At 65.8% G+C, this 23,188-nt stretch carries 23 protein-coding genes and 1 tRNA gene; 13 read left to right on the forward strand and 11 right to left on the reverse strand.

What is annotated here, in order from left to right; all coding sequences use genetic code 11:
• Positions 1–109 precede the first annotated feature (109 nt).
• Positions 110–682, forward strand: a complete 573-nt coding sequence (locus MNQ99_RS15815; protein WP_241913610.1) for a TM2 domain-containing protein — start codon at positions 110–112, stop codon at positions 680–682.
• Positions 683–865: 183 nt separating this feature from the next.
• Here the strand turns inward: MNQ99_RS15815 and MNQ99_RS15820 are convergent, their stop codons facing one another.
• The 3 genes from MNQ99_RS15820 to MNQ99_RS15830 all read right to left on the reverse strand — a co-directional run bounded on the left by MNQ99_RS15820 (position 866) and on the right by MNQ99_RS15830 (position 2,208).
• Positions 866–1,072: a cold-shock protein gene (locus MNQ99_RS15820; RefSeq protein WP_127515201.1), complete on the reverse strand. Its 207-nt coding sequence runs from the start codon at positions 1,070–1,072 to the stop codon at positions 866–868.
• A 152-nt stretch (positions 1,073–1,224) separates the two neighbouring features.
• The gene (locus tag MNQ99_RS15825; protein WP_241913611.1) at positions 1,225–1,839 is read right to left on the reverse strand and encodes a LytR C-terminal domain-containing protein; all 615 of its coding nucleotides are present in this window, start codon (positions 1,837–1,839) and stop codon (positions 1,225–1,227) included.
• Between the two features lie 60 nt (positions 1,840–1,899).
• The gene (locus tag MNQ99_RS15830; RefSeq protein WP_241913612.1) at positions 1,900–2,208 is read right to left on the reverse strand and encodes a DUF3263 domain-containing protein; all 309 of its coding nucleotides are present in this window, start codon (positions 2,206–2,208) and stop codon (positions 1,900–1,902) included.
• Positions 2,209–2,368: 160 nt separating this feature from the next.
• On the opposite strand from MNQ99_RS15830, the gene MNQ99_RS15835 reads away from it, so the two are divergent.
• Both MNQ99_RS15835 and MNQ99_RS15840 read left to right on the forward strand, forming a co-directional pair.
• A complete protein-coding gene (locus tag MNQ99_RS15835) occupies positions 2,369–3,124 on the forward strand; it encodes a uracil-DNA glycosylase (RefSeq protein ID WP_277883563.1) in 756 nt (251 codons plus the stop codon).
• Positions 3,125–3,590: 466 nt separating this feature from the next.
• Positions 3,591–4,478 (forward strand): siderophore-interacting protein, encoded by an 888-nt coding sequence (locus tag MNQ99_RS15840; protein WP_241913613.1) that lies wholly within the window; start codon positions 3,591–3,593, stop codon positions 4,476–4,478.
• Positions 4,479–4,617: 139 nt separating this feature from the next.
• Here the strand turns inward: MNQ99_RS15840 and MNQ99_RS15845 are convergent, their stop codons facing one another.
• Together MNQ99_RS15845 and MNQ99_RS15850 are read right to left on the reverse strand one after the other, a co-directional pair.
• Positions 4,618–5,997, reverse strand: coding sequence for a threonine/serine exporter family protein (locus MNQ99_RS15845; RefSeq protein ID WP_241915399.1), 1,380 nt, complete (start codon positions 5,995–5,997; stop codon positions 4,618–4,620).
• Positions 5,998–6,391: 394 nt separating this feature from the next.
• Complete coding sequence (locus MNQ99_RS15850) at positions 6,392–7,996, reverse strand: sialidase family protein (protein WP_241913614.1); 1,605 nt, start codon at positions 7,994–7,996, stop codon at positions 6,392–6,394.
• A gap of 184 nt (positions 7,997–8,180) precedes the next feature.
• Between MNQ99_RS15850 and MNQ99_RS15855 the strand changes: the two genes are divergently transcribed.
• From MNQ99_RS15855 to MNQ99_RS15870, 5 genes are all read left to right on the forward strand, one after another.
• A complete protein-coding gene (locus tag MNQ99_RS15855; protein ID WP_241913615.1) occupies positions 8,181–9,581 on the forward strand; it encodes an OFA family MFS transporter in 1,401 nt (466 codons plus the stop codon).
• Position 9,582: 1 nt separating this feature from the next.
• A complete protein-coding gene (locus tag MNQ99_RS19230; RefSeq protein ID WP_414962484.1) occupies positions 9,583–9,684 on the forward strand; it encodes an MFS transporter small subunit in 102 nt (33 codons plus the stop codon).
• A 265-nt stretch (positions 9,685–9,949) separates the two neighbouring features.
• Positions 9,950–11,368: a lipase maturation factor family protein gene (locus MNQ99_RS15860; RefSeq protein WP_241913616.1), complete on the forward strand. Its 1,419-nt coding sequence runs from the start codon at positions 9,950–9,952 to the stop codon at positions 11,366–11,368.
• Positions 11,369–11,450: 82 nt separating this feature from the next.
• A complete protein-coding gene (locus MNQ99_RS15865; protein ID WP_241913617.1) occupies positions 11,451–12,488 on the forward strand; it encodes an LLM class flavin-dependent oxidoreductase in 1,038 nt (345 codons plus the stop codon).
• Between the two features lie 204 nt (positions 12,489–12,692).
• Entirely contained in the window at positions 12,693–13,958 is a 1,266-nt protein-coding gene (locus MNQ99_RS15870) for a CAP domain-containing protein (protein WP_241913618.1), read from the forward strand.
• Between the two features lie 28 nt (positions 13,959–13,986).
• Here MNQ99_RS15870 and MNQ99_RS15875 read toward each other — a convergent pair whose 3' ends face one another.
• Together MNQ99_RS15875 and MNQ99_RS15880 are read right to left on the reverse strand one after the other, a co-directional pair.
• A complete protein-coding gene (locus MNQ99_RS15875) occupies positions 13,987–14,505 on the reverse strand; it encodes a hemerythrin domain-containing protein (RefSeq protein WP_164745517.1) in 519 nt (172 codons plus the stop codon).
• Between the two features lie 172 nt (positions 14,506–14,677).
• Positions 14,678–15,271, reverse strand: a complete 594-nt coding sequence (locus MNQ99_RS15880) for a DUF7010 family protein (protein WP_241913619.1) — start codon at positions 15,269–15,271, stop codon at positions 14,678–14,680.
• A gap of 78 nt (positions 15,272–15,349) precedes the next feature.
• Here MNQ99_RS15880 and MNQ99_RS15885 point away from each other — a divergent pair, with 78 nt between their 5' ends.
• From MNQ99_RS15885 to MNQ99_RS15895, 3 genes are all read left to right on the forward strand, one after another.
• Positions 15,350–15,877 (forward strand): DUF2306 domain-containing protein, encoded by a 528-nt coding sequence (locus MNQ99_RS15885; protein ID WP_241913620.1) that lies wholly within the window; start codon positions 15,350–15,352, stop codon positions 15,875–15,877.
• A 135-nt stretch (positions 15,878–16,012) separates the two neighbouring features.
• The gene (locus tag MNQ99_RS19095; protein ID WP_338423102.1) at positions 16,013–16,897 is read left to right on the forward strand and encodes an HNH endonuclease family protein; all 885 of its coding nucleotides are present in this window, start codon (positions 16,013–16,015) and stop codon (positions 16,895–16,897) included.
• A 198-nt stretch (positions 16,898–17,095) separates the two neighbouring features.
• Complete coding sequence (locus MNQ99_RS15895) at positions 17,096–18,232, forward strand: M24 family metallopeptidase (protein ID WP_241913621.1); 1,137 nt, start codon at positions 17,096–17,098, stop codon at positions 18,230–18,232.
• Positions 18,233–18,417: 185 nt separating this feature from the next.
• Here MNQ99_RS15895 and MNQ99_RS15900 read toward each other — a convergent pair whose 3' ends face one another.
• From MNQ99_RS15900 to MNQ99_RS15915, 4 genes are all read right to left on the reverse strand, one after another.
• Positions 18,418–18,684 carry a hypothetical protein gene (locus tag MNQ99_RS15900; RefSeq protein ID WP_241913622.1) on the reverse strand — a complete coding sequence of 89 codons (267 nt, stop codon included), beginning with the start codon at positions 18,682–18,684 and terminating at the stop codon, positions 18,418–18,420.
• A gap of 316 nt (positions 18,685–19,000) precedes the next feature.
• A complete protein-coding gene (locus tag MNQ99_RS15905; protein ID WP_241913623.1) occupies positions 19,001–19,192 on the reverse strand; it encodes a hypothetical protein in 192 nt (63 codons plus the stop codon).
• Positions 19,193–19,531: 339 nt separating this feature from the next.
• Positions 19,532–19,605, reverse strand: a tRNA-Thr gene (locus tag MNQ99_RS15910).
• 126 nt (positions 19,606–19,731) lie between these two features.
• On the reverse strand, positions 19,732–20,610 hold the full coding sequence (locus MNQ99_RS15915; RefSeq protein WP_127515161.1) for a DsbA family protein: 879 nt from the start codon (positions 20,608–20,610) through the stop codon (positions 19,732–19,734).
• Between the two features lie 192 nt (positions 20,611–20,802).
• On the opposite strand from MNQ99_RS15915, the gene otsA reads away from it, so the two are divergent.
• Positions 20,803–22,260, forward strand: coding sequence for an alpha,alpha-trehalose-phosphate synthase (UDP-forming) (gene otsA, locus MNQ99_RS15920; protein ID WP_241913624.1), 1,458 nt, complete (start codon positions 20,803–20,805; stop codon positions 22,258–22,260).
• Complete coding sequence (gene otsB / locus MNQ99_RS15925; protein ID WP_241913625.1) at positions 22,253–23,050, forward strand: trehalose-phosphatase; 798 nt, start codon at positions 22,253–22,255, stop codon at positions 23,048–23,050. The genes otsA and otsB overlap by 8 nt, the downstream gene beginning before the upstream one ends.
• Positions 23,051–23,188 lie beyond the last annotated feature (138 nt).

Genomic DNA, 23,188 nt, shown 5'->3' on the forward strand with positions numbered 1-23,188 from the left:
AAACAATCAGGGTGGACCCCCATGGATACGGCCGGGGCCTCGCGCGTAGATTGGCTGGTAAGAGAAACCAGCTGTTAGCAGCCCGGCAACGGGCAAGGTCGGAGAAACCATGACTGAACCAGGCGACGAGAAGAACGCCAGCAACCCCACCGAACCCTTGGGAACGGGAGCCAACCCGACGAAGCCGATCGGGCAGCCGCCGCACGGCGGTCCCGCCGGACAGCCCTCGGGCCAGCAGCCGGATGGCGCTTCGGGAGAACAGCCAAGCACTCCCGGCCAGCAGCCGTATGGCGCTTCCGGCCGGCCTTACTCGCAGCATCCGCCCCAGCCCGGCCAGCCCTACGGTCAGCCCTACGGTCAACCCGGCCCGCAATACGGCCAGTCGGGTCAGCCGGGCCAGCCGGGTCAGCCCTACGGCCAGCAGTATTACGGAACTCCGCAGGGCTATTACTACCCGGAGCAGAAGTCGCGTCTGGTCGGCGGCCTCCTGGGCATCCTCCTGGGCGGACTGGGTGTCCACCGCTTCTACCTCGGCCACATCGGCATTGGCGTGCTGCAGATCGTGGTCACGTTCCTGACCTTCGGCGTCGGCGCCGTGTGGGGCTTCATTGAAGGCATCATGATCCTGGTCGGGGCGGAACCGTTCAAGCGCGACGCCCGCGGCGTGCCGCTGAAAGAGTAGCCCGCCCGCTCACGTAACAATGCCCGCCACTCAGCACGTCCCAGCCGGCGGGCAGCACGTCCCAGTCACTGCGCAGCACGTGCCAGTCATTGCGCAGCGCGTCCCATCCGCTGCTCAGCCAGCCCCGGCGAAAAAGGCGGTGGAGGCACCCGAGCCTCCACCGCCGTCGTCGTTAATGTCCTGCTAAGGAGCGACCCGGACTTCTTCGGCCTGCGGGCCCTTCTGGCCCTGGCCGATCTGGAACTCCACGCGCTGCCCTTCATCCAGGGAACGGTAACCATCCATCTGAATTGCGGACCAGTGGACAAATACATCGGAATTTTCTTCGTCCACGGTGATGAAGCCGTAGCCCTTTTCCGCATTGAACCATTTGACGGTTCCCAGCGCCATAGTGTTCTCCATACTCAGTAGTTCCGCCTCTGCCGCAGACGGTTCAGCGGCAGGGTGGTCTCACCCTATCTACGCATGGAGCGGAAAGTGACCTAAGGCACACTTAATGTTATTGAGGCGTAACCGAAATCCTCTAAACCAGGTGCGGCCGCCTAGCGGTAGCCGGGGCCTAGCGCCACGGTGACGTATTGCGAGACGTCACCGTTTTCCTGCAGGTCGGTGATGCCGAGCAATTCCCCGAGGGCCTGGGCGTTGGCTTCCTGGCCCGGGTTGTAGAAGATCACCGATCCGGCCAGCGGTGCGCCGCCCCAGTTGTCCACCGCGGCGATGGCCCAGCCGTCGTTCTGCACGGTCTGCGATACCGTGCCGGCCAGCCCGGACACGCCTGCACCGTTGAGAATCATCACCGGATCCTGCTTGTTAACCGCCGCGGCCTCTTCGGTGGGCTCCGACGTGGCCTCGTCGCTCGGCTCCGTGGTGGCTTCCGCTTCGGCGCTTTTGCTTTCCTGCTCCGTTGCCGACGGCGATGCCGAGGCGGTTGCGGCGGGTGTGCTGGTTGCTCCGGCGACAGGGGTCGAAGGTCCGCCGGTCCCCAGCAGCGGCAGCACGAAGAAGGACAAGGCTCCGACCGCCAGCGCCAGGACGGCGGCCAGAATGATCAGGCCCAGACCGTTGGACTTCGGCGTCGCCATGCGGGCGCGATGCACACCGTGGCGGTCTGAAGTTTCAGGGACCTGGTCGAACTCATCCCGGGGGTACTTGGTCATCGCGGTGCTGCATCCTTGGTGGTGGAGTATCGGGAACCGGCCTCCCGGGCGGTCCCGGAATCAGGCGTCGGTGCCCAGCCGGCGAGCAGTGCGCGCGCGCTGGCGGGACGTACGTAGTCTACGCAATCTCTTCACCAGCATCGGATCGTGCGCCAGCGCATCCTCGGTGTCGATCAGCGCGTTGAGGATCTGATAGTAGTGCGTAGCGGACATGTCGAACAGTTCGCGGATGGCCTGTTCCTTGGCGCCGGCGTACTTCCACCACTGCCGCTCCAGCGCCAGCATCCGCTGGTCGCGCTCGCTCAGCGGGCTGGCGTCGTCAACATCGGCCTCGAGTGAAAACGCACTGGCCTCGGCCGAACCTGCCACAACACACCTGCTCTTCCTAGTACTTGCCGGCGGCAATCAATACCTTCTCCATGATAAGGGCGAATCACAGGCCTGTCATTCGATCCCCAGGGGTTCTTGTTCGCTCCCCTTCAGCCGGCCTGATTGCCGGCCGGCGGCCCTTATCCGCAAAGATAGAACGGTGAACTACGACGACGGTGCCCTCTTTCCGCTGCCTGCCCACCCGCCAGCCGCGGACTTCGGCGCGCCGTATCCGTTCGCCGCACCGCAGGAACTTGCGGGCGTGATCCACCCTGAGTGGGCCGAGGTGCTGGCGCCGGCCGAACCGCTGCTCTGGGACCTTGCCTCCTATCTGGACGGCGAGCGCGCCGCAGGCAAGACCCTGCTGCCCGCGCCGGGGAACGTCTTGCGGGCGTTCCAGCGGCCGCTATCCAAGGTCAAGGTGCTGATCGTCGGTCAGGACCCCTACCCCACGCCGGGGCATTCCATCGGGTTGTCGTTCGCGGTGGAACGGCACGTCCGGCCGTTGCCGCGCAGCCTGGCCAACATCTACAAGGAACTGCAGATGGACCTGGGGTTCCGGCCGCCGCAGCACGGGGACCTGAGCGCCTGGAGCGACCAGGGCGTGCTGCTGCTCAACCGCTGCCTGACCGTGGAAGCAGGCAAGGCCGGCTCGCACCGTAACAAGGGGTGGGAGCAAATCACGGAACTGGCGGTGCGGGCGCTGGCCCAACGCGGCGGCCCGCTGGTGGCACTGCTCTGGGGCCGGGAAGCCCAGCAACTGGCACCGGTGCTGGAACACGTCCCGCGGATCGAGACCGCGCACCCCAGCCCGCTGTCGGCGTCCCGCGGGTTCTTTGGCTCGCGGCCCTTCAGCCGGGTCAACGAACTGCTGGCCGCCCAGCACGCCGAGCCCGTGGAGTGGGCGCTCCGCTGAGACGGCGAAGTGGCTGCGCTCCGGCCGCGGCGTGGACGGTCCGCTGAGGCGGCGGCGTGGGCGGTCCGCTGAGGCGGCGGCGTGGGCGGTCCGCTGAGGCGGCGGCGTGGGCGCCGCGCTGAGGCGTGGGCGGCGCTGCGCTCCGGCCGCTTGGGGCAAGGACGTTTCCCCGCCCCATCGGCGGCGCGGCACCGACGCTGTCCACGTTTTGCGCAGACGTTCAGCGTCGCCGCAGGTCAGGAGCTTGCGTCTCGCCAAGACATGGACAGTTCCTGCTGAAGTTGGACAGCAAGTGCCGAACGTAGAGAGGCCCGGCAGTTGGCGAATATCAGATGCCCGAAGTTCCGTGACCTGCGGCCGCGCGTCCCGGCCAATATGACCTTTCGCACCCACAAATTGGGAATCACCTGCCCGTGGGTTAGGTTTGCCTAAGTAGCAGTTTCCCTTTGTCAGGAGTAATACCCCTATGCAGACGCAACCGGCAGCAGCCCCAGCCCGCCCCGGACGGAGCGGCCGGCCGCCACGGGTGCAGACCAATCTCCAGGTAACGCGCACGGAGTGGCTTTCGAAGCACATGGTCCGCGTCTTTGCCAGCGGGGATGCCTTTGATTCGTTTGCCGAGCGGTATGCAGCGAAGGAGGCGACAGACCCGTACATCAAGATCTTCTTCCTGGATCCGTCCCTGGACGTGGAGCTCCCGGTCAATGTGGCGGAGCTCAAGGAAACGCTGCCGGCCGACAAGCTCCCCGTCACCCGCACCTACACAGTGCGGCGAGTAGACCGCGAGACGCGCGAAGTTGTGGTGGACTTTGTGGTCCACGGCGATGAAGGCCTCGCCGGACCGTGGGCTGCGCGGGCCAAGCCGGGCGATTGGATGATGTTCAACGGCCCCGGCGGCGCCTACCGTCCGGCCCCCGACGCCGACTGGTACCTGCTTGCCGGCGACGATTCAGCGCTCCCCGCCATTGCCGCCGCCATTGAAGCCTTAGCACCGGACGCACGCGGCCATGCCTTCCTGGAAGTGGATTCCGAGGACGACGTCCAGGAACTGGAGACCCCGGCCGGCTTGAAGATCCACTGGCTGTTCCGCCACGGGCAGACGCCCGGGACCGCAACCATGCTGTGTGACGCTATCTCAGCCCTGGAATGGCCCGAGGGCCGGGTGGATGCCTTCGTCCATGGCGAGCGCGGCGAGGTGAAGTCGCTGCGCGACGTACTGTTCAAGGACCATGGACTGTCCCGCGATCAGGTCTCGATCTCCGGCTACTGGGCCTACGGCCGGGCCGAAGACGCTTTCCAAGCGGAGAAACGCACCGAGGTAGGGCAGATCTTCCCGGAGAACGTGCAGGCCTGATCCGACCCGCACCGGCGGTTTCGGCGCCCTTCCCGGAGAACGTGCAGGCCTGATCCGACCCGCACCGGCGGTTCGGCACACTTCCCCAAGGCCCCCCAGGACCCCCAGGCCTGATCAGACCTGCCCCGGGCGAGCACCCTTACCGGCGCCGGGCCCGCCGGCTTTCGTTCGATCCCAGTCCCTTGGTGAACGGACGGGCCAAGTTGTCGCCCAGCACCGCACCGCCGGCGATCGCCAGGATCACGGTCAGCGCACCGAACAGTCCCAGGATGCCATTGAACGGCGCCTCCGCGTTGACGGTCAGTTCGTAGATGGACCGGAACACGGACAGGCCAGGCAGCAGGAACAGCACCGCGGGGACGGCCACCACCAGCTGCGGCGAGCCCATCCGCAGGCCGACAATACGGCCCAAGAAACCGATCACCACGGCGCCGACGGCCGGGGCGATCCGGTCCCCGATTCCTGCCCACAGCACGAAGTCGTAGATCAGCAGCCCCGCCAGGCCCACGGCGGCCGTGGGCAGCAGCATGTTCAGTTTGGTCTGCTCGGTCATGCAGATGGCCATCGTCGCCACCATGAGCAGGAGCGCCCGCACCACATAGGGGTAGCTTCCCTCGCCTTGCACGAAGACTTCAGGGAGGCTGATGCCGGTCATGGTGCCCCCCACCAGCCCCACCGCGACGCCGGCGGCAATGGCGGCGAAGGTGAAGAAGGCTGAGAGGTAGCGCCCGGACGCGGTGACCGGGAAGCCGTTGATGGCATCCTGCGTGGCTGAGACCAGGCGCCCGGTGGGCAGCAAGAACAGGATGCCGCCGGCGATCACCAGCGACGGACTCAACGGCACGTGCAGGGCCCAGAACAGCAGCGCCATCACCGTGGCCAGGCAAGCGCCGATGCCGGTGATGAAGAAGTCCGGCATCCGCCATTTACTCAGCTTCTTCCCCACCAGACCCATCAACAGGGTGGAGATGCTGCCCACGAGGGCTGCGAAAATGCTGCCACCGAGGAAGGCAACGATGGCTCCGGCAAAAACGCCGCCCGCGCCGATGGCCATCCAGCGCGGGAAGGGCTTGGGGCGGGAGGTGATTTCCTGCAGCCGCTCCTTGGCTTCACTGCGGCCCACGCCGCCGTTGACGATGTCGGTGACCAGTTCGTGCACCAGGGAAAGGCCGGCGTAGTTGTTGGTCCAGGAACGCACCACGCGCATCACGGTGATCGGCACGGTGTCCGGCTTCGCGTAGTTGATCAGCACGGACTGGTTGGTGATGTCCACGTCGATGTCGCTGAGGCCGAACGCCGCGGTGACGGCAATGATGCTGGTCTCCACCTCCAGCGCGCCGGCCCCGTAGCGGAACATGGTTTCCGCCACGTCCAGGGCAAAGTCCAACGTAATCCGCGCAGAAGCGTCGATTCCGGCAGCCTGGATCATCGGGTTGGCGTACGGGCTGCCGGCCAGCCGCTCCACAATGCTCATCGGCGCGGTGGGCGGCGCCTCGCCCTGCACCAGCTTGCGCAGCATCCGGCGGGCAGCGACGTTGGAGCGCGATGCCGCCGCCGAAGCGCGCAACGGTGCGGTTCCGGTCGGAACCGGCTTGACCTGCTTGGCCACCGGCCGGTCCGTCGGGCGCGGCACGGGAGGATGGGTGGGCTGTGGCCCCGCGGTGGAGCCGGTGCGTCCGGGTGCCGTGGAACGGCCGGAGCCGGCGTCGGGAAGAGGAACGTTTTTCGGCTTGATGATCGGCAGCATTCCCGCCTGCGGAGTCATGGGCGACATGGATTCCTGGTCTGGGTCCTTGTCTTGCACTCCCACTCCGTTCTGCGTCATCGCCACCGTGACGGCGGCCTCGTTGATCCCGGTTAAATCCTTGCACACTGATACCGGGAGAACACTCCCGAAGAGGCAGAGAGCCGCGTCACCCCTCGCCGATTTCTCCGCTCACGACGTCGAGGCTGAACTCCCGCGTTCGGCCCACCACCGCGGCACTTCCGGAAGCGGCGTCCACCGGGGCCGCAGTACAGGTGAAGGCTACGGTGAAGCGGCGGGCAGCGACGTCGGCGGCGGTCACCGTGTGGACAGGATGGAAGTAGTGCGCCTCCCCGCCCGGCCCCAGTTGCTGCGGCGGAAAATCCCCCGCGTTGTCGACCGCTCCCGACAGCTGCACGCTCAAGTACTGCGGCCCCAGAACCCGCGCCCGTCCGGCAAAGACGAGCACGTCCCCGGCGCGATAGCCCGGCTCCAGCGGCCCCTTGTCCGAACTGACGATGGCATGCAGCACCATGTCGAAGCGCAACGGATAGTCTCTGGCCACTGGCAGCGGGCCGGTCTCGGGCCGCGGCCCGCCAGTGCCTTCGTCGGCCTTTCGCGTCACCGCTCCGCGCGGCCAGGCCGTCCGCAGCATCCCGGGATCGGCCGGGGCGTAGGTAAGTTCGCGGCCACCCTGCCGCTCGTACAGCACGCCAATCCGTCCGTCGGCCAGCCGCACCACGGCCGGGCCGCTGGCTCCGCTGCCCCAGATGGTGAGTTTGTGCGGCCAGGATTCGCCGTCGTCCCGCGACAGGCTGAGCACCACGTTCCGGTTCAGCACGGCATCCTGGCAGTTGGCCGCCAGCAACCAGTGGCCGCTCACCGGTGCGGCCAGCCCGCCCAAGGCTGGCAGCCCGTCGAAGCGGGTCAGCGAGCCGCTGCTGCCGGGATCGGGCAACTCCTCTACCGGCCGCAGCGGTCCATAGCTGTGCCCACCGTCGTCGGAGAGAGCCGCCCATCGGATGGGAGCGGCGCCAATCTGCAGCAGCACTCGCCCGTCGGCCAAACAGGCCGCAGCGCCCGAGTCCGGCTCCGGCTCCGGCATTTCCACTGCAGGGGAGGCCGGCGGCGCTTCGAAGGCCTCGGAGGCCCCCGGCAGCTCCGAGACCGTCGGACCGGTGGCCGGCGCATCCAGCGGCTCCCCGACGGTCCAGCTCTCACCGTGGTCGTCGCTGTAGCCGGACGCTGCCCCTGGCCGCCCGCCGCCGGCCGTCACGGCGAACTGCACCAGCAGCCGTCCGGCGAACGGCCCGGTATGCAGCCCGGTCCCTGAGCCGGCACCGGCCAGTCCGGTCACAGTGTCCGAGGCCAACCGCGGGGTGACTGTCCGGTGCTGCCAGGTGGCGCCGTCGTCGTCGGATGACATCAGTTCAAAGCGACGGTCCACGGCGGTGGGGGCAACCGGGTCAGCGCTGCTGGCGTTGTCCCGGGCCACGAAGGCCATCAGGATCCGCCCGGTCGCGGCGTCGGACAGCAGCCCGGCCCGGCCGGGCGCCTGCCCGGCCGGGCCCGCCCACACCACCTGTTGCGGCTCCCAGCTGGCTCCGCCGTCGAAACTGCGGCGCAGCAGCAGGTCGCCGGAGCGGCGTGGCCCGGCCTGCCCGCCCAGGCCTGCATAGGCGGCCATCACGCTGCCGGATGGGGCGACGGCGAGCGCCGGGGCCCGGTAGCGGCGGTAGCCACCCACGCCCCGAACGGCGAGGACCTGTTCCATTCCTCCACCGTACCGGCCATGCTGCCCGGAGGGCAGGGGCCGCCGGAATCGCCCGGGGGCGGGAAAAGGGTTCCGCGACACGCCGGGCTAATCCGGTTGCTTAGCGTAACCATCAGTGAGGATGTGAACTGAAACACATGTTCCAGTTCTGCCTCGCACCCCGTCTTTGAAAGGACGCCCAACGATGAGTTGGTTGGACCGATCGCGTACGATCGCCCCTCCGGGCTTTAACCGCTGGCTGATTCCGCCGGCGGCCCTGGCCGTGCATCTGTGCATTGGCCAGGCCTACGCCACCAGCGTGTACAAGAACGCCTTGGTGGCCCACTTTGATGTGAGCTTGACCGAGATCGGCATCATCTTCTCCATTGCCATGGTGATGCTGGGACTGTCCGCCGCGGTGATGGGCACCTGGGTGGACCGCAACGGTCCGCGAATGGCCATGTTCACGTCGGCGCTCTTCTGGAGTTCCGGCTTCCTGGTCGGTTCGCTGGGCATCTTCACCGGCCAGCTCTGGCTGGTTTACCTGGGCTATGGCGTGATCGGCGGCATCGGCCTGGGAATCGGCTACATCTCCCCCGTGTCCACACTGATCAAATGGTTCCCCGACCGCCCCGGCCTGGCCACCGGGATGGCGATCATGGGCTTCGGCGGCGGCGCGTTAATTGCCAGCCCGGTCTCCACTGCGCTACTGCAGTTCTACGACCCCAGCTTCGACGGCACGCCGGGCTGGGTGGCCAGCGGCGACGCGGTCGGCAAGCTCTTCCTGACCCTGGCCGTGGTCTACCTGGCCTACATGCTGTTTGGCGCCTTCACCATCAAGATTCCGGCCGCCGACTGGAAGCCGGACGGCTTCGACGCCGCCAAGGTCAAGACCAAGTCGCTGGTCACCACGGCGAACGTGTCGGCGAAGAACGCCATCAAGACCCGGCAGTTCTGGCTGGTGTGGATCGCCCTGTTCTGCAACGTCACCGCGGGCATCGGCATTCTGGAACAGGCCTCGCCGATGATCCAGGACTTCTTCCGCCAGCCCGACGGCGTATCCCTGGTGACGGCGGGCGTTGCCGCCGGTTTCGTGGGGCTGCTCTCGATCGCGAACATGGGCGGCCGGTTCGTCTGGTCCACCACGTCCGACTACCTGGGCCGCAAGAACAACTACATGCTGTACTTGGGCGTCGGCGCCGTGCTTTACGTGGTGCTGGCGCTGTTCGGCTACACGTCCACCGGGCTGTACGTGCTGCTGGCGGCCGTCATCATCAGCTTCTACGGCGGCGGCTTCTCCACGGTGCCGGCCTATCTGCGCGACCTGTTCGGCACCTTCCAGGTGGGTGCCATCCACGGCCGGCTGCTCACGGCTTGGTCCGCCGCAGGCATTGCCGGACCGCTGATCGTCAACGCCTTCCTGGACGCGCAGGGCAAGCCCGGCGAACTCACGGCGCAGGCCTACCAGCCAGCGCTGCTGACCATGGTAGGCCTGCTGGTGATCGGTTTCATTGCCAACCTGATGGTCAAGCCGGTGGACAGCAAGTTCCATGAGGCCCCGGCCAGAGAAGCCGGCGAATCCGCGATGGCCGGGAAGGAGGCCTGACATGAAGAAAGCACAAGTAGCCCTCGGCTGGGTGCTGGTCGGCATCCCGCTGCTCTACGGCATCACCCAGACCCTGATGAAGGTCCCGGCGCTCTTCGGCTGATCCTTCGACCCGCTTGACCGGCAGCCCCGGTGAAGCGAGACGCACCTGCAGGCCCGGCTCTCTTGAGCCGGGCCTGCAGCATTGAGCGGGGCCTGCAGCTTTGAGGTGCTGAATTGAACCCGGGCCCGCTGCGCTACGGGACTATTGCTCTTGGGCGGGTTCCGCCGGCGTCGACCGCGCCGCCGTCTGGGGCCGACGCCCGCCGCCCTGAGCCCAGGCCAACCACCTTGACACTAGACCGGTCCGCCGTAGCGTTGGAAGTGCCATGGAGTGGTTCAGCGCCGAGGGGTTCGAGCTGGCGCGGCAAGTGCTGCAGCGCGGCATCGCCGCGGTGTTCCTGATTGCCTTCGCATCCGCCTTGGCCCAGTTCCCCGCCCTGCTGGGCGAACACGGGCTGCTCCCCGTGCCACAACTGCTGGAACGGCGCACGCCGCGCGGCTTCACCCTCTTCCGCTGGGGCTACACCGACGGGAGGCTGCGCGCCGTGGCGGGCACCGGCGTCGTTATTTCAGCGCTGCTGGTGGCGGGGCTGCCGCAATGGGGCCCGCCGTGGGTGCCGCTGCTGGCGTTCCTGGTGCTGTGGTTCCTGTACATGTCCATTGTGAACGTGGGCCAGACGTTCTACGGCTTCGGTTGGGAGACGCTGCTGCTGGAGGCCGGCTTCCTGGCCGCGTTCCTGGGCTCGGACCGGGTGGCGCCGCCGGCCCTGGTGCTGTGGCTGTTCGTCTGGCTGGTGTTCCGGCTGGAGTTCGGTGCCGGCATGATCAAGATGCGGGGCGATACCGTCTGGCGGGACCTGACCGCCCTGTATTACCACCATGAGACCCAGCCGATGCCGAATCCGGCCAGCTGGTTCTTCCACCACTTGCCCAAACCGCTGCACAAGGTGGAGGTGGCCGGCAACCATTTTGCCCAGCTGGTGGTGCCCTTCTTCCTGTTCTTTCCACAGCCGGTGGGCAGCATCGCCGCCGCGGTGGTGATCTTCACGCAGCTGTGGCTGGTGGCCTCCGGGAACTTCGCCTGGCTGAACACGTTGACCGTCCTGCTGGCCTTCTCCGCGGTGTCCGACGGCGCGGTTCAGGCCATCCTGCCGGTCGGCGACTTCACTCCGCAGTACCAGCCGGAGCCGGGGTGGTTCATCGTGCTGGTGCTCGCGGTCAGCGCCCTGCTGGTGTACCTGAGCTACTGGCCGCTGAAGAACCTGTTCGCCAAGCGCCAGTTGATGAACGCCAGCTTCAATAACTGGCACCTGGCCAACGCGTACGGCGCGTTCGGTTCCATCACCCGGCAACGGTACGAAGTGGTGGTGGAAGGGTCGGCGGACGGCGTCCACTGGCAAGAGTACGGCTTCAAGGGCAAGCCCGGGGACCCGCGGCGGATGCCACGGCAGTTCGCCCCGTACCACTTGAGACTGGACTGGCTGATGTGGTTCCTGGCCTTGGGCTCGCCCGGCGCCAGCTGGTTCATCCCGCTGCTGCGGCGGTTGCTGGAGGCAGACAGGGCCACACTGAAGCTGCTGCGGCACGATCCGTTCGACGGGGAACCGCCGCTGCTGGTGCGTGCGACGCTGTACCACTACCGCTTTTCCACGTGGGCGGAGAGGCGGCGGACCGGGCAGTGGTGGATCCGGAGCGAGTCGGGCCAACTGGTGCCCCCGCTCTCCCGGCCGCGCACGGCGGAATAACCGGGCCCTGTCCGAGGTTTCCGCATGTAACCACAAGATGCATTTGCATGCACCCTCAACGCAGACGAAAGGCGGCCACAGCGTGGCGCAAACAATCGAACTCGGGCTGGACACCTTCGGGGACGTCACCACCGGGGCGGACGGAAAGCTCCTGCCGCACGACCAGGTCATCCGGAACGTCATCGCCGAAGCCAAGCTGGCCGACGAGGTGGGCCTGGACTTCATCGGCATCGGCGAACACCACCGCGAGGACTTCGCCGTGTCCGCCCCGGACGTGGTGCTGGCCGCGATCGCCGGCCAGACCAGCCGGATCCGGCTCGGCTCCGCCGTCACCGTGCTCAGCTCGGATGATCCCGTCCGAGTCTTCCAGCGCTTCTCCACCCTGGACGCCGCCTCCAACGGCCGCGCCGAGGTAATCCTGGGCCGCGGCTCCTTCACTGAGTCCTTCCCGCTGTTCGGCCTGGACCTGGCCGACTACGACGTCCTCTTCGATGAGAAGCTCCAGCTCTTCACCGAACTGCTCAAAGAAGAACCGGTCACCTGGGCCGGCCGCACCCGGCCCCGGCTGGACAACAAACGGATCTACCCGCCCACGGCGTCCGGCAGCCTGAAGACCTGGATCGCCGTCGGCGGCACGCCGCAGTCGGTGGTCCGCGCCGCCCATTACGGGCTGCCGCTGATGCTTGCCATCATCGGCGGCGCACCGATGAACTTCGCGCCCTTCACCGACCTCTACCAGCGCGCGCTGGACCAGTTCGAAAAGCCCGCGCTGCCCATCGGCGCCCACTCGCCCGGCTACGTCGCGGACACGGACGAAGAGGCCCGCGAGGAGATGTGGCTGCCGTATGCCGACATGCAGGAGCGGATCGGCCGCGAGCGCGGCTGGAGCCGGATGACCCGCGGCCAGTTCGAAGCCGAGACTGGCCCGGACGGCGCCCTGTTCGTCGGCTCGCCGGAGACCGTGGCCACCAAGATCGTCAAGGTGGCGAAGGGCCTGGGCCTCTCCCGCTGGGACATGAAATACAGCCTGGGATCGCTCCCGCACGAGAAGCTGATGAAGTCCATCGAGCTCTACGGCACCAAGGTGGCCCCGCTGGTCCGGGAGCAGCTGGCGCAGTAGGCCACCGCCGCTTCGGTGAGAGGCGACGCAACTCCGCTTAAAACACGACGCCGGCGGGAGACTTTCGCTAGAAAGCCTCCCGCCGTCGTCGTACTCGGGGCGGCCCCCCCGCTGAGCGCATTTTCCCCGGCTTCCTTCCCTGAGACGTCCCGAGGGTGCCGCACGGCCGGGTGAACGGTTTACCCTGAACAGGTGCGCACCTTCATGAAACCATTCATCGCAGCAGTCCTGCTGCTGGCCCTGGCGTTTGCCGGGCTTTCCCCGGCCTCGGCCGCAACCCGGACGGCCACGGATCCTTTCGTGGCCGAAGTGCTCCGGTTGACCAACCTGTACCGCGCACAGAACGGGTTGTCGAAAGTGGTCTGGAACCAGAATGCCGGCAACGTTGCGCAGCAGTGGTCCGAGGAACTGAATACGCGGATCAACAAGAACAAGTTGGACATGGAGAAGATCCACCGGTCCGGTTACGGCAGCAAGGAAATCCCTCGCGGCTTCGACTGGTACACCGAGAACATCGCCATCAACCACTCCGCCCGAGACGTTGTGGACTGGTGGATGGACTCCCCCGCCCACCGCGCCGGCCTGCTCAGTCCCAACGCAACGGACATCGGGATCGGTTACATGAAGACCACGCACAAGGATTGGTACGGGATGTCGGTGGCGGTGGCGAACATCGCCGGCTACGCGTCCACGAGGGCCAAACTGCCGCCGCACCCGGGCATGATCAGGGCCAGCTTCCAGCACGGGGACATTGCTGCCGTTGATTCCGGCGGAAACCTTTATGTCTACGATTCGGCCAAGGGCCATGACCTCTACAAGCGCCGCTACATCGCCAACGGATTCAAGGGTGTGGCCCAAGTGGAGGTAGCAGATTGGAACGCGGACGGCGTGCTGGATCTGGTTGTGCGATGGAAGTCCGGAAAACTCACCGCCCACTTCGGTAAGGCGACCGGCGGCCTGCAGAAAGCTGCCACCATCGGCTCCTCCGGCTGGGGCAACTACGACGTCACCGTTACCGCCTGGAAACAGGCCGACACGTATCCGACGCTGCTGGCCCGCAACACGGTTACCGGCCGGCTGTACCACTATGCAAACCCGGCCGGCCTCAAGCACGGCAGCCGCACCGACTTGGGGAAGGGGTGGAAGTCTTTGTCGATCTTCTCCGCAGACATCGACGGCGACGCAAAGATGGACGTGGTCGCCAAGACCACCACAGGGCAACTCAAGCTGTACCGCTCCAATGGCGCCGGCAAGTTCGTCTCCGAGTCCCGGAAGATCATCGCGCCCTCAGGCTGGAACACGATGAAGCACCTGTCGATGATCCAGAACCATCTCGGCGACGGGAAAACCGGGCTGCTCGCCCGGGACAGCCGCGGCAACCTGTATCACTACCCGATTCTGGCGAACAAGCTGGGCAAGCGTGCGGTCATTGGCGTCGGCGGCTGGGAGACGCTGACCATCGGGAGCTGACGAACGCCCGGGCCTCTGGACACCTCACTTAGCCGTGGGCGTGCCTGCTCTCATCCGGCGCGTGCACATGGGTATCACCGACGAGTTCCACCAGCCCTTCAACCGCAGCGGACAAGGACAGATCGGGAGTCCGGGCGATGAAGGGCAGCAACACGCGGTTCTCCTTTTCGACGTGCAGGGCGAACACGCGGGACAACGACGAGGCAACGGTGGCAGCCTCGATTCCCGCGGCGCCCCGGAGCTCATCCAGCAGCGCGGCCAGGTCTTGGTGGTCGGCGGTCAGCGCCTCTACCAGCAGTCGGGCTTCCTCCCTCGCTCCGGCCGGCCGGTATAGCTGGGCCTCTTCCGCCGCAGCATGCGGCAGCATTTCCCGCTCACCCCACTCCAGCAGGATGCCGTGCGCGTTGTAGGCGGTGTCTTCGTCTCCGATGTCGATGGCGCGCGTAAGCTCCGCCGTCGTCGCCTGCACACGCGCCACCAGTTCGGTGTGATGGCGCACCATCGCCTTCACGGCCGCGCTCTCTGCCTCAACATTGGTCTCGTCCACCGTGTGCTCCTCAGGTTGAGGTGGCCCGCCGCTCGACAGGCTGGGTTTGTCCATTGTCGGCGCGCTCGGCCGCACTGTCGAGGGTTCGGACGCCGCAGGCATCTAGCCCCTGCGATCGCTGGCCACACCGGAGCACCGACCGGCCCGAAAAGCGCCGTCGCTTCTTGCCGCTCTAGTCGTTGCCTTGGCTCAACGGGTGCAATTGCCGATGCCGGCGCCAGAGCAGTGCAGCGGCGACGATGTAGCAGACCGGCCACCAGACCATCACCCAACGATAGGCTCCCTCGCCACCGGCCAGGGTGATGCCCCAACTACCTAGAGCCACGCCGAGCGCCAGATAGAGGTAAATCTTTGTCTGATGCAGCCAAACGTAGGGCAGGAAGTGTGCGCCGCCGATCGCCGCAAAAACGGCCGGCACCAGCGCCGGATTCTGCGTATACATCATGATCACCGCAGGCAGCGCGACAATCTGCACCATGGCCAACTGAACCGACAGCGAGCGCAAGGGATGATCCTGGGCCATGGGCGCGGTTCCCAACCGTCGTTCGAGGGCGAAGGCAAGCGGCAAAGCGACGCCTCCCTGAAAGACCGCCACCAGAACGGCGACCTCAAGCGGCAGGAGGAAGGAAAGCACGGCAGCGATGGACAAGGTGATGCCGAAAGCGATGAGCCAGGCCGCGCCTTGGGCTGCCGTAGCCGATGCCGTGGTCCGCGCTTCGTTCACGGTCCATTCACGAATTGATTGTTCAGTCACGGAAATAGTCAAGAGGCCTTAAGGATAAAAGACAAGGAAAGAGCCGAAATGTTTGTCTTTGTTACGGCGTTCACCGTTTAGGATTCTTTTATGCCTCCTCAATGGACCCTCCTTATCGCCATCCATGCCATAGCAGCGGCATTTTCCATCCTGTTCGGGGCCTTTCAACTGGTACGCCGCACCAAGGGCGGGGCCATCCACCGCACGATAGGCCGCGTGTGGGTGTTCGCCATGTACGTTGTGACGCTGACATCGTTCGGGGTTCAAACTCTGAATGGCGGATTTACCTGGCTGCATGGCCTAGCAGTGTTTACCCTTTTCACGGTGTCTGTCGGTTTGTGGGCCGCACGGACGAGGAGGATCCAGGCACACCGTTCGTTCATGAAAGGCAGCTATTTCGGCGTTCTGGGAGCTTTTGTCGGCGTCGTCGTGGTCCCGGAGCGCCGGATCCCTCAAATGGCAATCCATGATCTGGCTGGCTTGGCTCTGTGGACTGCCGCAATCGTCCTGACGGCCTTTTTTACTGTCCTGGGTTTTTCGCGTCTTTCGGCGAAAACAAAAGACGTGTCGCACAGACCGCACACACCTAACGTGGTGGACTCAACCGCCGATAGTTAATCGCAGCGGCAAGGAATGTTCCGCTTCGTCATTCGATCACGGAATGTACCCAAAAGTGGCGAACGTCCGTGCAGGAGCATTTCAGCCAACCGGCACTGAATTCGTCCGGGATCCGAGCCGGACACATGGGGGATCATGAATACGTTTACTAACCGCCTGGGCCGGCCGTTGGCCGCCATCGTCACTGCCGGGGCCCTGCTGCTCGGGGGCTTCTCTGCCGCAACTCCGGCCGAAGCCGCGAGCCCGAAGGCCACAACCAGCGCTTCCTCGGTGCTGAACACTCTCCCCGTCAAGGGCAAGGCCGCCAAGACCGGCTACGCGCGAGCCAAGTTCGGCAACGGATGGAAGGACCCGGACCGCAACGGCTGTGACGCCCGCAATGACATCCTCAAGCGAGACCTGACCAAGGACCGTTTCAAGCCTGGAACCCGCAATTGCGTCATCGCCTCGGGGACTCTGAAAGACCCCTACACGGGCAAGACCATCAGGCACGTCCGTGGCGGCAACAAGGTGGACATCGACCACGTCGTCGCCCTCGGCCAGGCCTGGGTGTCCGGTGCCCAGAAGCTTTCCATCGCTCAGCGCACCGCGTTCGCCAACGACCCGCTGAACCTGCGCGCCGTGGACGCCTCCGCCAACCGTGCCAAGGGCGACCGGGAAGCCAGCGCCTGGCTGCCTAAAAACAAGGCCTTCCGGTGCTCCTACGTGGCCACCCAGATCGCGGTGAAGAAGAAGTACGCGCTGTCGGTCACCTCCGCCGAGAAAGCTGCCATGAAGCGGGTCCTCGCCTCGTGCCCAAGCCAGAAGACCGTGAAGGTCACCGCCATCAAGCCCGCTGGCAAGGCCTCGACGCCCAAGGCTCCAGCCAAAAGCACCACCTCCGCTAAGACCGTTAAAGGCGTGCATCCTGGTGCCCCCTGCAAAGCAGCGGTCAAGGGGTATAAGGGCATCGGCACCAACGGCAGGATCTACACCTGCAAGGCTTCGTCCACCGGCAGCAGCCTTCATTGGCGGGTCTGACGGGCCGCCAGGCACGTTCTGACGGCCCGTCAGGAAGTCCCTCCGGTTGAGGCCGCCGGAGGGTCTTCCCTGTTTCGTGGGAGTTGGACCTCCACAGCCTCACCCGCTACGGGTGGTCTTGTGTGCTGCCTCTTGCCACCTCGTCTCCGTGCGGCGCTTAATGAACCTGTTCTCACCGACAAGTCGATGGAGGCAGCCGTGACTGAGCAGAGCAGCACTGCTGAACCGGTCGCGTTCACCGCAGATGACTTCGCCACGCGGCAGCAGCGAGCAGCTCAAGCCGCGCACGACGCCGGGCTCGCAGGCCTGCTGCTGACGCCGGGGCCCGACCTGCTCTACATGACCGGCTACGCTCCAGTCGCGATCACCGAGCGCATCACCATGCTGGTCATCCCGGCGGACGGCGAGCCAGCAATGATCGTTCCGAAGCTGGAACGGCCCGATGCGGAGAACGCACCGGGTGCCTCCACCTTCCAGCTGCTTGATTGGACAGACGGCAGCGATCCATATGAGGCGACGGCGAAGCTGTTGGACTCTGCCGGGCGCTACGCGGTATCGGACTCGGCATGGGCTATGCACCTGCTCGGCTTGCAGGGCAGACTTGCGTCGTCGTACGTGTCGATGACCACAGCGCTCCCCATGCTGCGCGCGATCAAGGACGCCGACGAGGTGGGCAGGCTGGCCGCGGCCGGCGCGGCCGCTGACCAGACGTACGAGGAGATCCTCAAAGTCCGATTCGCGGGCCGTAGCGAGGCGGACGTGGGTGCGGACCTGGCAGAGTTGCTCCGGCAGTTCGGGCATTCGCAGGTCGACTTCACCGTTGTGGGCTCGGGCCCGAACGGAGCAAACCCCCACCATGAAATCGGTGACCGGATCATTCAGGACGGCGACATGGTGGTGCTCGACTTCGGCGGCCTCAAGCACGGCTACGGGTCGGATACCACCCGGACCGTGCATGTCGGCGAGCCCACCGAGGAGGAACGTGAGGTGCACGACGTCGTTCGCCGAGCACAACAGGCAGGCTTTGAGGCCGTGCGGCCGGGTATCGAGTGCCAAGAGATCGACCGCGTGTCACGAACCGTGATTACCGAAGCCGGCTACGGCGACTACTTCATCCACCGCACAGGACACGGCATCGGGCTCACCACCCACGAACCGCCATACATGGTGGAGGGCGAAACCCACCTCCTCCAACCCGGCATGTGCTTCTCGATCGAGCCAGGCATCTACCTCCCCGGCCGCTTCGGCGTCCGCATCGAAGACATTGTCACGGTCACGCCGAGCGGCGGGCGCCGACTGAACCAGACCCCGCACGAGATGGCGATCGTCTCGTAGCCATCAACTGTGCCCCGGAGACACGCCCTGACCCGAAGGATCAGCCCATGGGAGCTGCCCGGAAATCTGGTCGACAGCCAAACGGATGATGTTCCCATGTGCCCGAACACCCCGGTACTTCTTCACCCGAACGAGGAGGGGCCGCCGTGGCCATTTCCGACCGCGAGGGCTCCTTCGTCTTGGAGCTAGTTCTTGTAGGACTTGCTCGAGATGATGGCGTAGCCCTCGATGTGGGCCTCCCTGATGCACCTCTTCAAGTCATGGAGCATCCCCTCGGCTGCCGCCTCTGTATCCAGCTCGGACCACACCTTGCGCGTCTTGCCATCCACGGTGGAGGCGTGGATGCCGTAAACCTTCAAGCCGTCCTTCGTTTCGCCGGTGAAGTCCGCCTTGAGTTCGATTACATGGGCGAGATTCAGCAGAGCACCATTCTTCATTTCAATGAGAATCATGCTTTATTGTGACCTTTCAGTTGTAATTTTGGCGGCCTTCCTCCACTTACCATGTCCCCGGAAAGACTGAAGGCCTCACCGAAAGGGGGCAGCATGAGACGAGCGAGGCACGTGCTAGAGCTGCCGGACCGCAGAAACGGACGGGCAGTCTAGCGTTCCTCGGATGGCGATCTTCCCAACGTCGTCGGACCGACGTCTGGATCTCCGCCGCAATCTGGTTTCCGCAAACATCCACTTGGACGGCAGGCGGTTCGATGCTGGCCAGTCAGGCGGCGGATCCTTGGGCCGGGGTCGCGCGGGCATCCAAGGGCCGGCCTTATTCCCTGCGCGCCACAAGGGCTTCCATCAGGTTCTTCTCGGCAATGGCCTTTGTGCGACCCGGTGCGCTGGACGGTGAACGTCCGACGTCAAAGCCGCCGAACCGGCACCATGCCCTCCAGACGCCGGTGGTTTCGTTCTTCGCCTTCGGCGTGGTCCAGTCGCCTTGCGCGAGTTTGACGCGGGCCATCAGGCTGCCGCCCCTCGGTTGTCGCGGTACCAGGCGGCAACAGTCGGCGCCTCGTACCTGATAAGGTCTCCTCGCAATTTGGGGGGCGGACCGACGCCGGTGCCCTCCCAGTCCGCCAGGGTCTTTGGCGAGATCGCCCAAGTAGACGCCAGCTGCGCTCTGGTCAACAGCTTTACCGGTTCGTTCTCAACGGGGTGCTCCATGGCCGTCTCTCTGCATTCGGGGACGGCCGTAGCGGAACTTTTTGAGTAGAACGTGTGCAAGCGTGCGTTTGCATGCTGACCGAACATGCGAAAACCCCTCCCGACTGGCACTGCGCCAAGTCAGAAGGGGTGTCGGAGCCCCCTGCCGGATTCGAACCGGCGACCCCCTGTTTACAAGACAGGTGCTCTGGCCAACTGAGCTAAGGAGGCGAGCTGGCCCGCGGGTCAGCGTGCCGGACAAAACCGGCTAGATAAGGGTAGCCCAGGCGGCGGCTCCGCGTGAAACCCGCAAGCCGCCGCCTGGCCGCCGCGCCGGGGACCGGCGCGGCGAATGAATTAGGCGCGAGCGTCGATGACGCCCTGGGCGAACTGCTGGAAGTCGTTATCGGTGTTCGGATCCCACTTCTTTCCGTCCACGTAGACCGTAGGCGTGCCGCCCACCTGGTACTCGGAGAAGGTCTGGTTCACGAACTTGGCCCAGGGACGGAATTCGCCGTCGTCAATGCAGGAGGACACATCGGTGGCTCCCGCTGTTTCGGCAATGCTGGCCAGGGTGGCGTTGTCCAGACCGGCCCCACCTTCGGTCGGCTGCTGGGCGAACAGCTGCGTCACGTAATCGTTGAAGACCTCGGGGTTGGAGTCGGCAACACAGGCCACGGCGTTGGCAGCACGGGAGGAGTAGTTGGTGGTCGACACACGGTCGAGGAAGGTGGCCACCCGGTACTCGACGGTTGCGTCGCCGGACGAGGTGAGGTCGGTGAGGTACCCGCCGTACTGGCCTTCGAAGCTCTTGCAGACGGGGCAGCCCATGTCCACGTACATCACGATGTTTGCCGGCTCGCCCTTGGGCGCGGCGGCCACGCCGCCCGGCACAATGACGTCGCCCTCGGTGGAGGCGGGCTCGGGGATGTTCGCCACATCCACCTGGACGGGATCGGTCTCCGCCAGCCCGCTCTGGGTAACGGTGATGCCGCCGAACGCGTTGCCGTGCGCCGGCGCTGCACCGGCGTCGGCAATTTGGCCGCGCTGGTTGGTGATCACCACTGCGGCAATCACACCAATGATCACCAGTACGGCGACCACCACCCCGCCCTTGACCAGCAGCGAGTTGCGCTTTTCCCGCTTCTGCTGTGCCTCGCGCATCTGGCGGGCCTTCTCGCGGGCCGCTGCGGTGCGCTCGGCCTTGGTCGGCTTAGGGCTGTTTTGGTGAGCCATGAATCCTCGCGTCTTGTCGGTCTGCTTCGCCCCAGCAGGGCACATCAGCACCAGTTTAGTTGCAACTTCAACGTTCAGACGGCATCAGTGGCCGCGTTCACGTTTGTACTTGAGGGAACGATCCGGGGAAGCCACAGGTTTCCATTCCTTATAAGGTCATCATCAGGACGACTTCACACAAAGGAGAGTCAATTGGCGAATTCCGCTCAAAACGGTAGGGACGCAGAAGGACGCCAGTATGGGGAGTACGACTTGGTCGTCGTCTCCAATCGACTGCCGGTGGACCACACCATCGACGAGGACGGGCAGGGCGTCTGGCGCCGGTCCCCCGGCGGGCTGGTCACGGCGTTGGCCCCGGTGATGGCCAAGACCGAGGGTGCCTGGGTGGGCTGGCCCGGGGTTCCGGACGAGGAAGTAGAGCCGTTCGACCACGACAATATGCATCTGGTGCCTGTGGCCCTCAGCGCCGACGACGTTGAGCTCTACTACGAGGGCTTTTCCAATGCCACGCTCTGGCCGCTCTATCACGACGTGACCGCGGCGCCGGAATTCCACCGCACCTGGTGGGAGTGCTACAAAACGGTCAACCGGCGCTTCGCCGAAGCCACGGCGGAGATCGCCGCCGAGGGCGCCACCATCTGGGTGCAGGACTACCAGCTCCAACTGGTTCCCAAGCTGCTGCGCGAGGCAAGGCCGGACCTGCGGATCGGTTTCTTCAACCACATTCCGTTCCCGCCGCTGGAGATCTTCGCCCAGCTTCCGTGGCGCCGGCAGGTGATCGACGGCCTGCTCGGCGCCGATCTGCTGGGCTTCCAACGGCCCAGCGACACCAGCAACTTCCTGCGCTGTGTGCGCCGCTTCAGCGGTTTCAATGTGCGCCAGCAGCAGGTGCAAGTGGAAAACAGCGACGGCGGTGTCCGCCTCTGCAGGGCCGGCGCCTTCCCGATTTCCATCGATGTGGAGCACATCAGCGAGCTGGCCCACCGGCCGGATGTGATTGCCCGGTCGGAACAGATTCGGCACGAACTGGGCGACCCGGACACCGTGCTGCTCGGCGTGGACCGGCTGGACTACACCAAGGGCATCGGGCACCGGATCAAGGCCTACGGCGAACTGCTCGAAGACGGCAAGGTGGACGTGGAGAACGCGGTGCTGATCCAGGTGGCCTCGCCCAGCCGCGAGCGGGTGGAGTCCTACCGCCTGCTCAGAGAGGAAATCGAAGGGGCTGTCGGCCGGATCAACGGAACCTTCGACACGCTGGAGAACACCGCCATCCGCTACCTGCACCACAGCTACCCGGTGGAGGAGATGGTGGCGCTCTATCTGGCCGCCGACGTGATGCTGGTGACGGCGTTGCGCGACGGGATGAACCTAGTGGCCAAGGAATACGTTGCCTCCCGCAAGGAAGTGGACGGGGCGCTGGTGCTCAGCGAGTTTGCCGGTGCAGCCGACCAGCTCAAGCAGGCGATCCTGGTCAACCCGCACGACATCGACGGGCTCAAGGAGGCCATTGTCCGGGCGGTCAATATGCCGCCGGCCGAGGCCACCCGCCGAATGCGGGCCATGCGCCGGCAGATCCTGCAGAACGACGTGGAGCACTGGTCGCGCGCGTTCCTGAAGGCCCTCGAGCAAGCGGGGACACATGACTGAGCACGGCCCCGGCGCCGTCCCGGCGGAACTTCGTGCCGCGCTGGAGGAGCTGGCCGGGACGGAGACGCTGCTCGTCGCATTGGATTTCGACGGCGTGCTGGCACCGATCGTGCCGCGGGCCGAGGATGCCCGGCCGCTGCCGGCCTCGGCGTCTGCCGTCGCCGCATTGGCTGATCTGCCACGGACGTCCACCGCTTTCATCTCCGGCCGGGCGCTGGCCAGCCTACGCACCGTGGCATCCCCCGACGCCCGGACCCTGCTGATCGGCTCCCACGGCGGCGAAGTCTTCACCGGTCCGGACAGCCCGCCGCTGGTGCTGGACGAGCCCCAGCAGCGAGCGCTGGCGGCCGCCACGGCCGTCGTCGAAAAAGTCGTGGCTGCCCACCCGGGCACTCGGCTGGAAGCCAAGCCGGCCGGCGTCGTACTCCATACCCGCACTGCCGCCGACGATGTGGCAGCGGCAGCCACCGAGCAGGCCAGGGCTGCACTGCAGGAGATTCCCGGGCTGCAGATCAGCGATGGCAAGCGCGTGCTGGAGACTTCGGTGCTCAGCGCGGACAAGGGCCAGGGCATCGGCCTGCTGCGCACTTTTACCGGCGCCACCGCTGTCTTCTTCGCCGGCGACGACGTCACCGATGAGCACGCCTTCGCCGTCCTGCGCGATGCCGACGTCGGCATCAAGGTGGGGCCGGGTACCACCGCTGCGCAATACCGGGTGGAGTCCCCGCAGGCGTTCGCTGCCGCGCTGGCCCTGCTGGCCGAACTCAGGGCGGCCGCGGCGCAGGCGTAGCACCGGGCGCCGGCTGTTCACCGGTGCTTCGCCGGGTGCTTTGACAGCCGTGGCATACTAAGGGGCGTGAGCCGCCTCACTCTGTGGGCGCGGCGAGCCGCTTGGAAACTGAATATTCACCCATCACTACGGATCGTC

The sequence above is a fragment of the Arthrobacter sulfonylureivorans genome, assembly GCF_022637435.1.
GTDB classification, from domain to species: domain Bacteria; phylum Actinomycetota; class Actinomycetes; order Actinomycetales; family Micrococcaceae; genus Crystallibacter; species Crystallibacter sulfonylureivorans.

Coding starts and splice junctions, on each gene's coding strand:
- MNQ99_RS15815 (WP_241913610.1), top strand. CDS start 110: ATGACTGAACCAGGCGACGAGAAGAACGCCAGCAACCCCACCGAACCC.
- MNQ99_RS15820 (WP_127515201.1), bottom strand. CDS start 1,072: ATGGCGCTGGGAACCGTCAAATGGTTCAATGCGGAAAAGGGCTACGGC.
- MNQ99_RS15825 (WP_241913611.1), bottom strand. CDS start 1,839: ATGACCAAGTACCCCCGGGATGAGTTCGACCAGGTCCCTGAAACTTCA.
- MNQ99_RS15840 (WP_241913613.1), top strand. CDS start 3,591: ATGCAGACGCAACCGGCAGCAGCCCCAGCCCGCCCCGGACGGAGCGGC.
- MNQ99_RS15845 (WP_241915399.1), bottom strand. CDS start 5,997: ATGCTGCGCAAGCTGGTGCAGGGCGAGGCGCCGCCCACCGCGCCGATG.
- MNQ99_RS15850 (WP_241913614.1), bottom strand. CDS start 7,996: ATGGAACAGGTCCTCGCCGTTCGGGGCGTGGGTGGCTACCGCCGCTAC.
- MNQ99_RS15855 (WP_241913615.1), top strand. CDS start 8,181: ATGAGTTGGTTGGACCGATCGCGTACGATCGCCCCTCCGGGCTTTAAC.
- MNQ99_RS19230 (WP_414962484.1), top strand. CDS start 9,583: ATGAAGAAAGCACAAGTAGCCCTCGGCTGGGTGCTGGTCGGCATCCCG.
- MNQ99_RS15860 (WP_241913616.1), top strand. CDS start 9,950: ATGGAGTGGTTCAGCGCCGAGGGGTTCGAGCTGGCGCGGCAAGTGCTG.
- MNQ99_RS15870 (WP_241913618.1), top strand. CDS start 12,693: ATGAAACCATTCATCGCAGCAGTCCTGCTGCTGGCCCTGGCGTTTGCC.
- MNQ99_RS15885 (WP_241913620.1), top strand. CDS start 15,350: ATGCCTCCTCAATGGACCCTCCTTATCGCCATCCATGCCATAGCAGCG.
- MNQ99_RS19095 (WP_338423102.1), top strand. CDS start 16,013: ATGAATACGTTTACTAACCGCCTGGGCCGGCCGTTGGCCGCCATCGTC.
- MNQ99_RS15900 (WP_241913622.1), bottom strand. CDS start 18,684: ATGATTCTCATTGAAATGAAGAATGGTGCTCTGCTGAATCTCGCCCAT.
- MNQ99_RS15905 (WP_241913623.1), bottom strand. CDS start 19,192: ATGGCCCGCGTCAAACTCGCGCAAGGCGACTGGACCACGCCGAAGGCG.
- MNQ99_RS15915 (WP_127515161.1), bottom strand. CDS start 20,610: ATGGCTCACCAAAACAGCCCTAAGCCGACCAAGGCCGAGCGCACCGCA.
- otsB (WP_241913625.1), top strand. CDS start 22,253: ATGACTGAGCACGGCCCCGGCGCCGTCCCGGCGGAACTTCGTGCCGCG.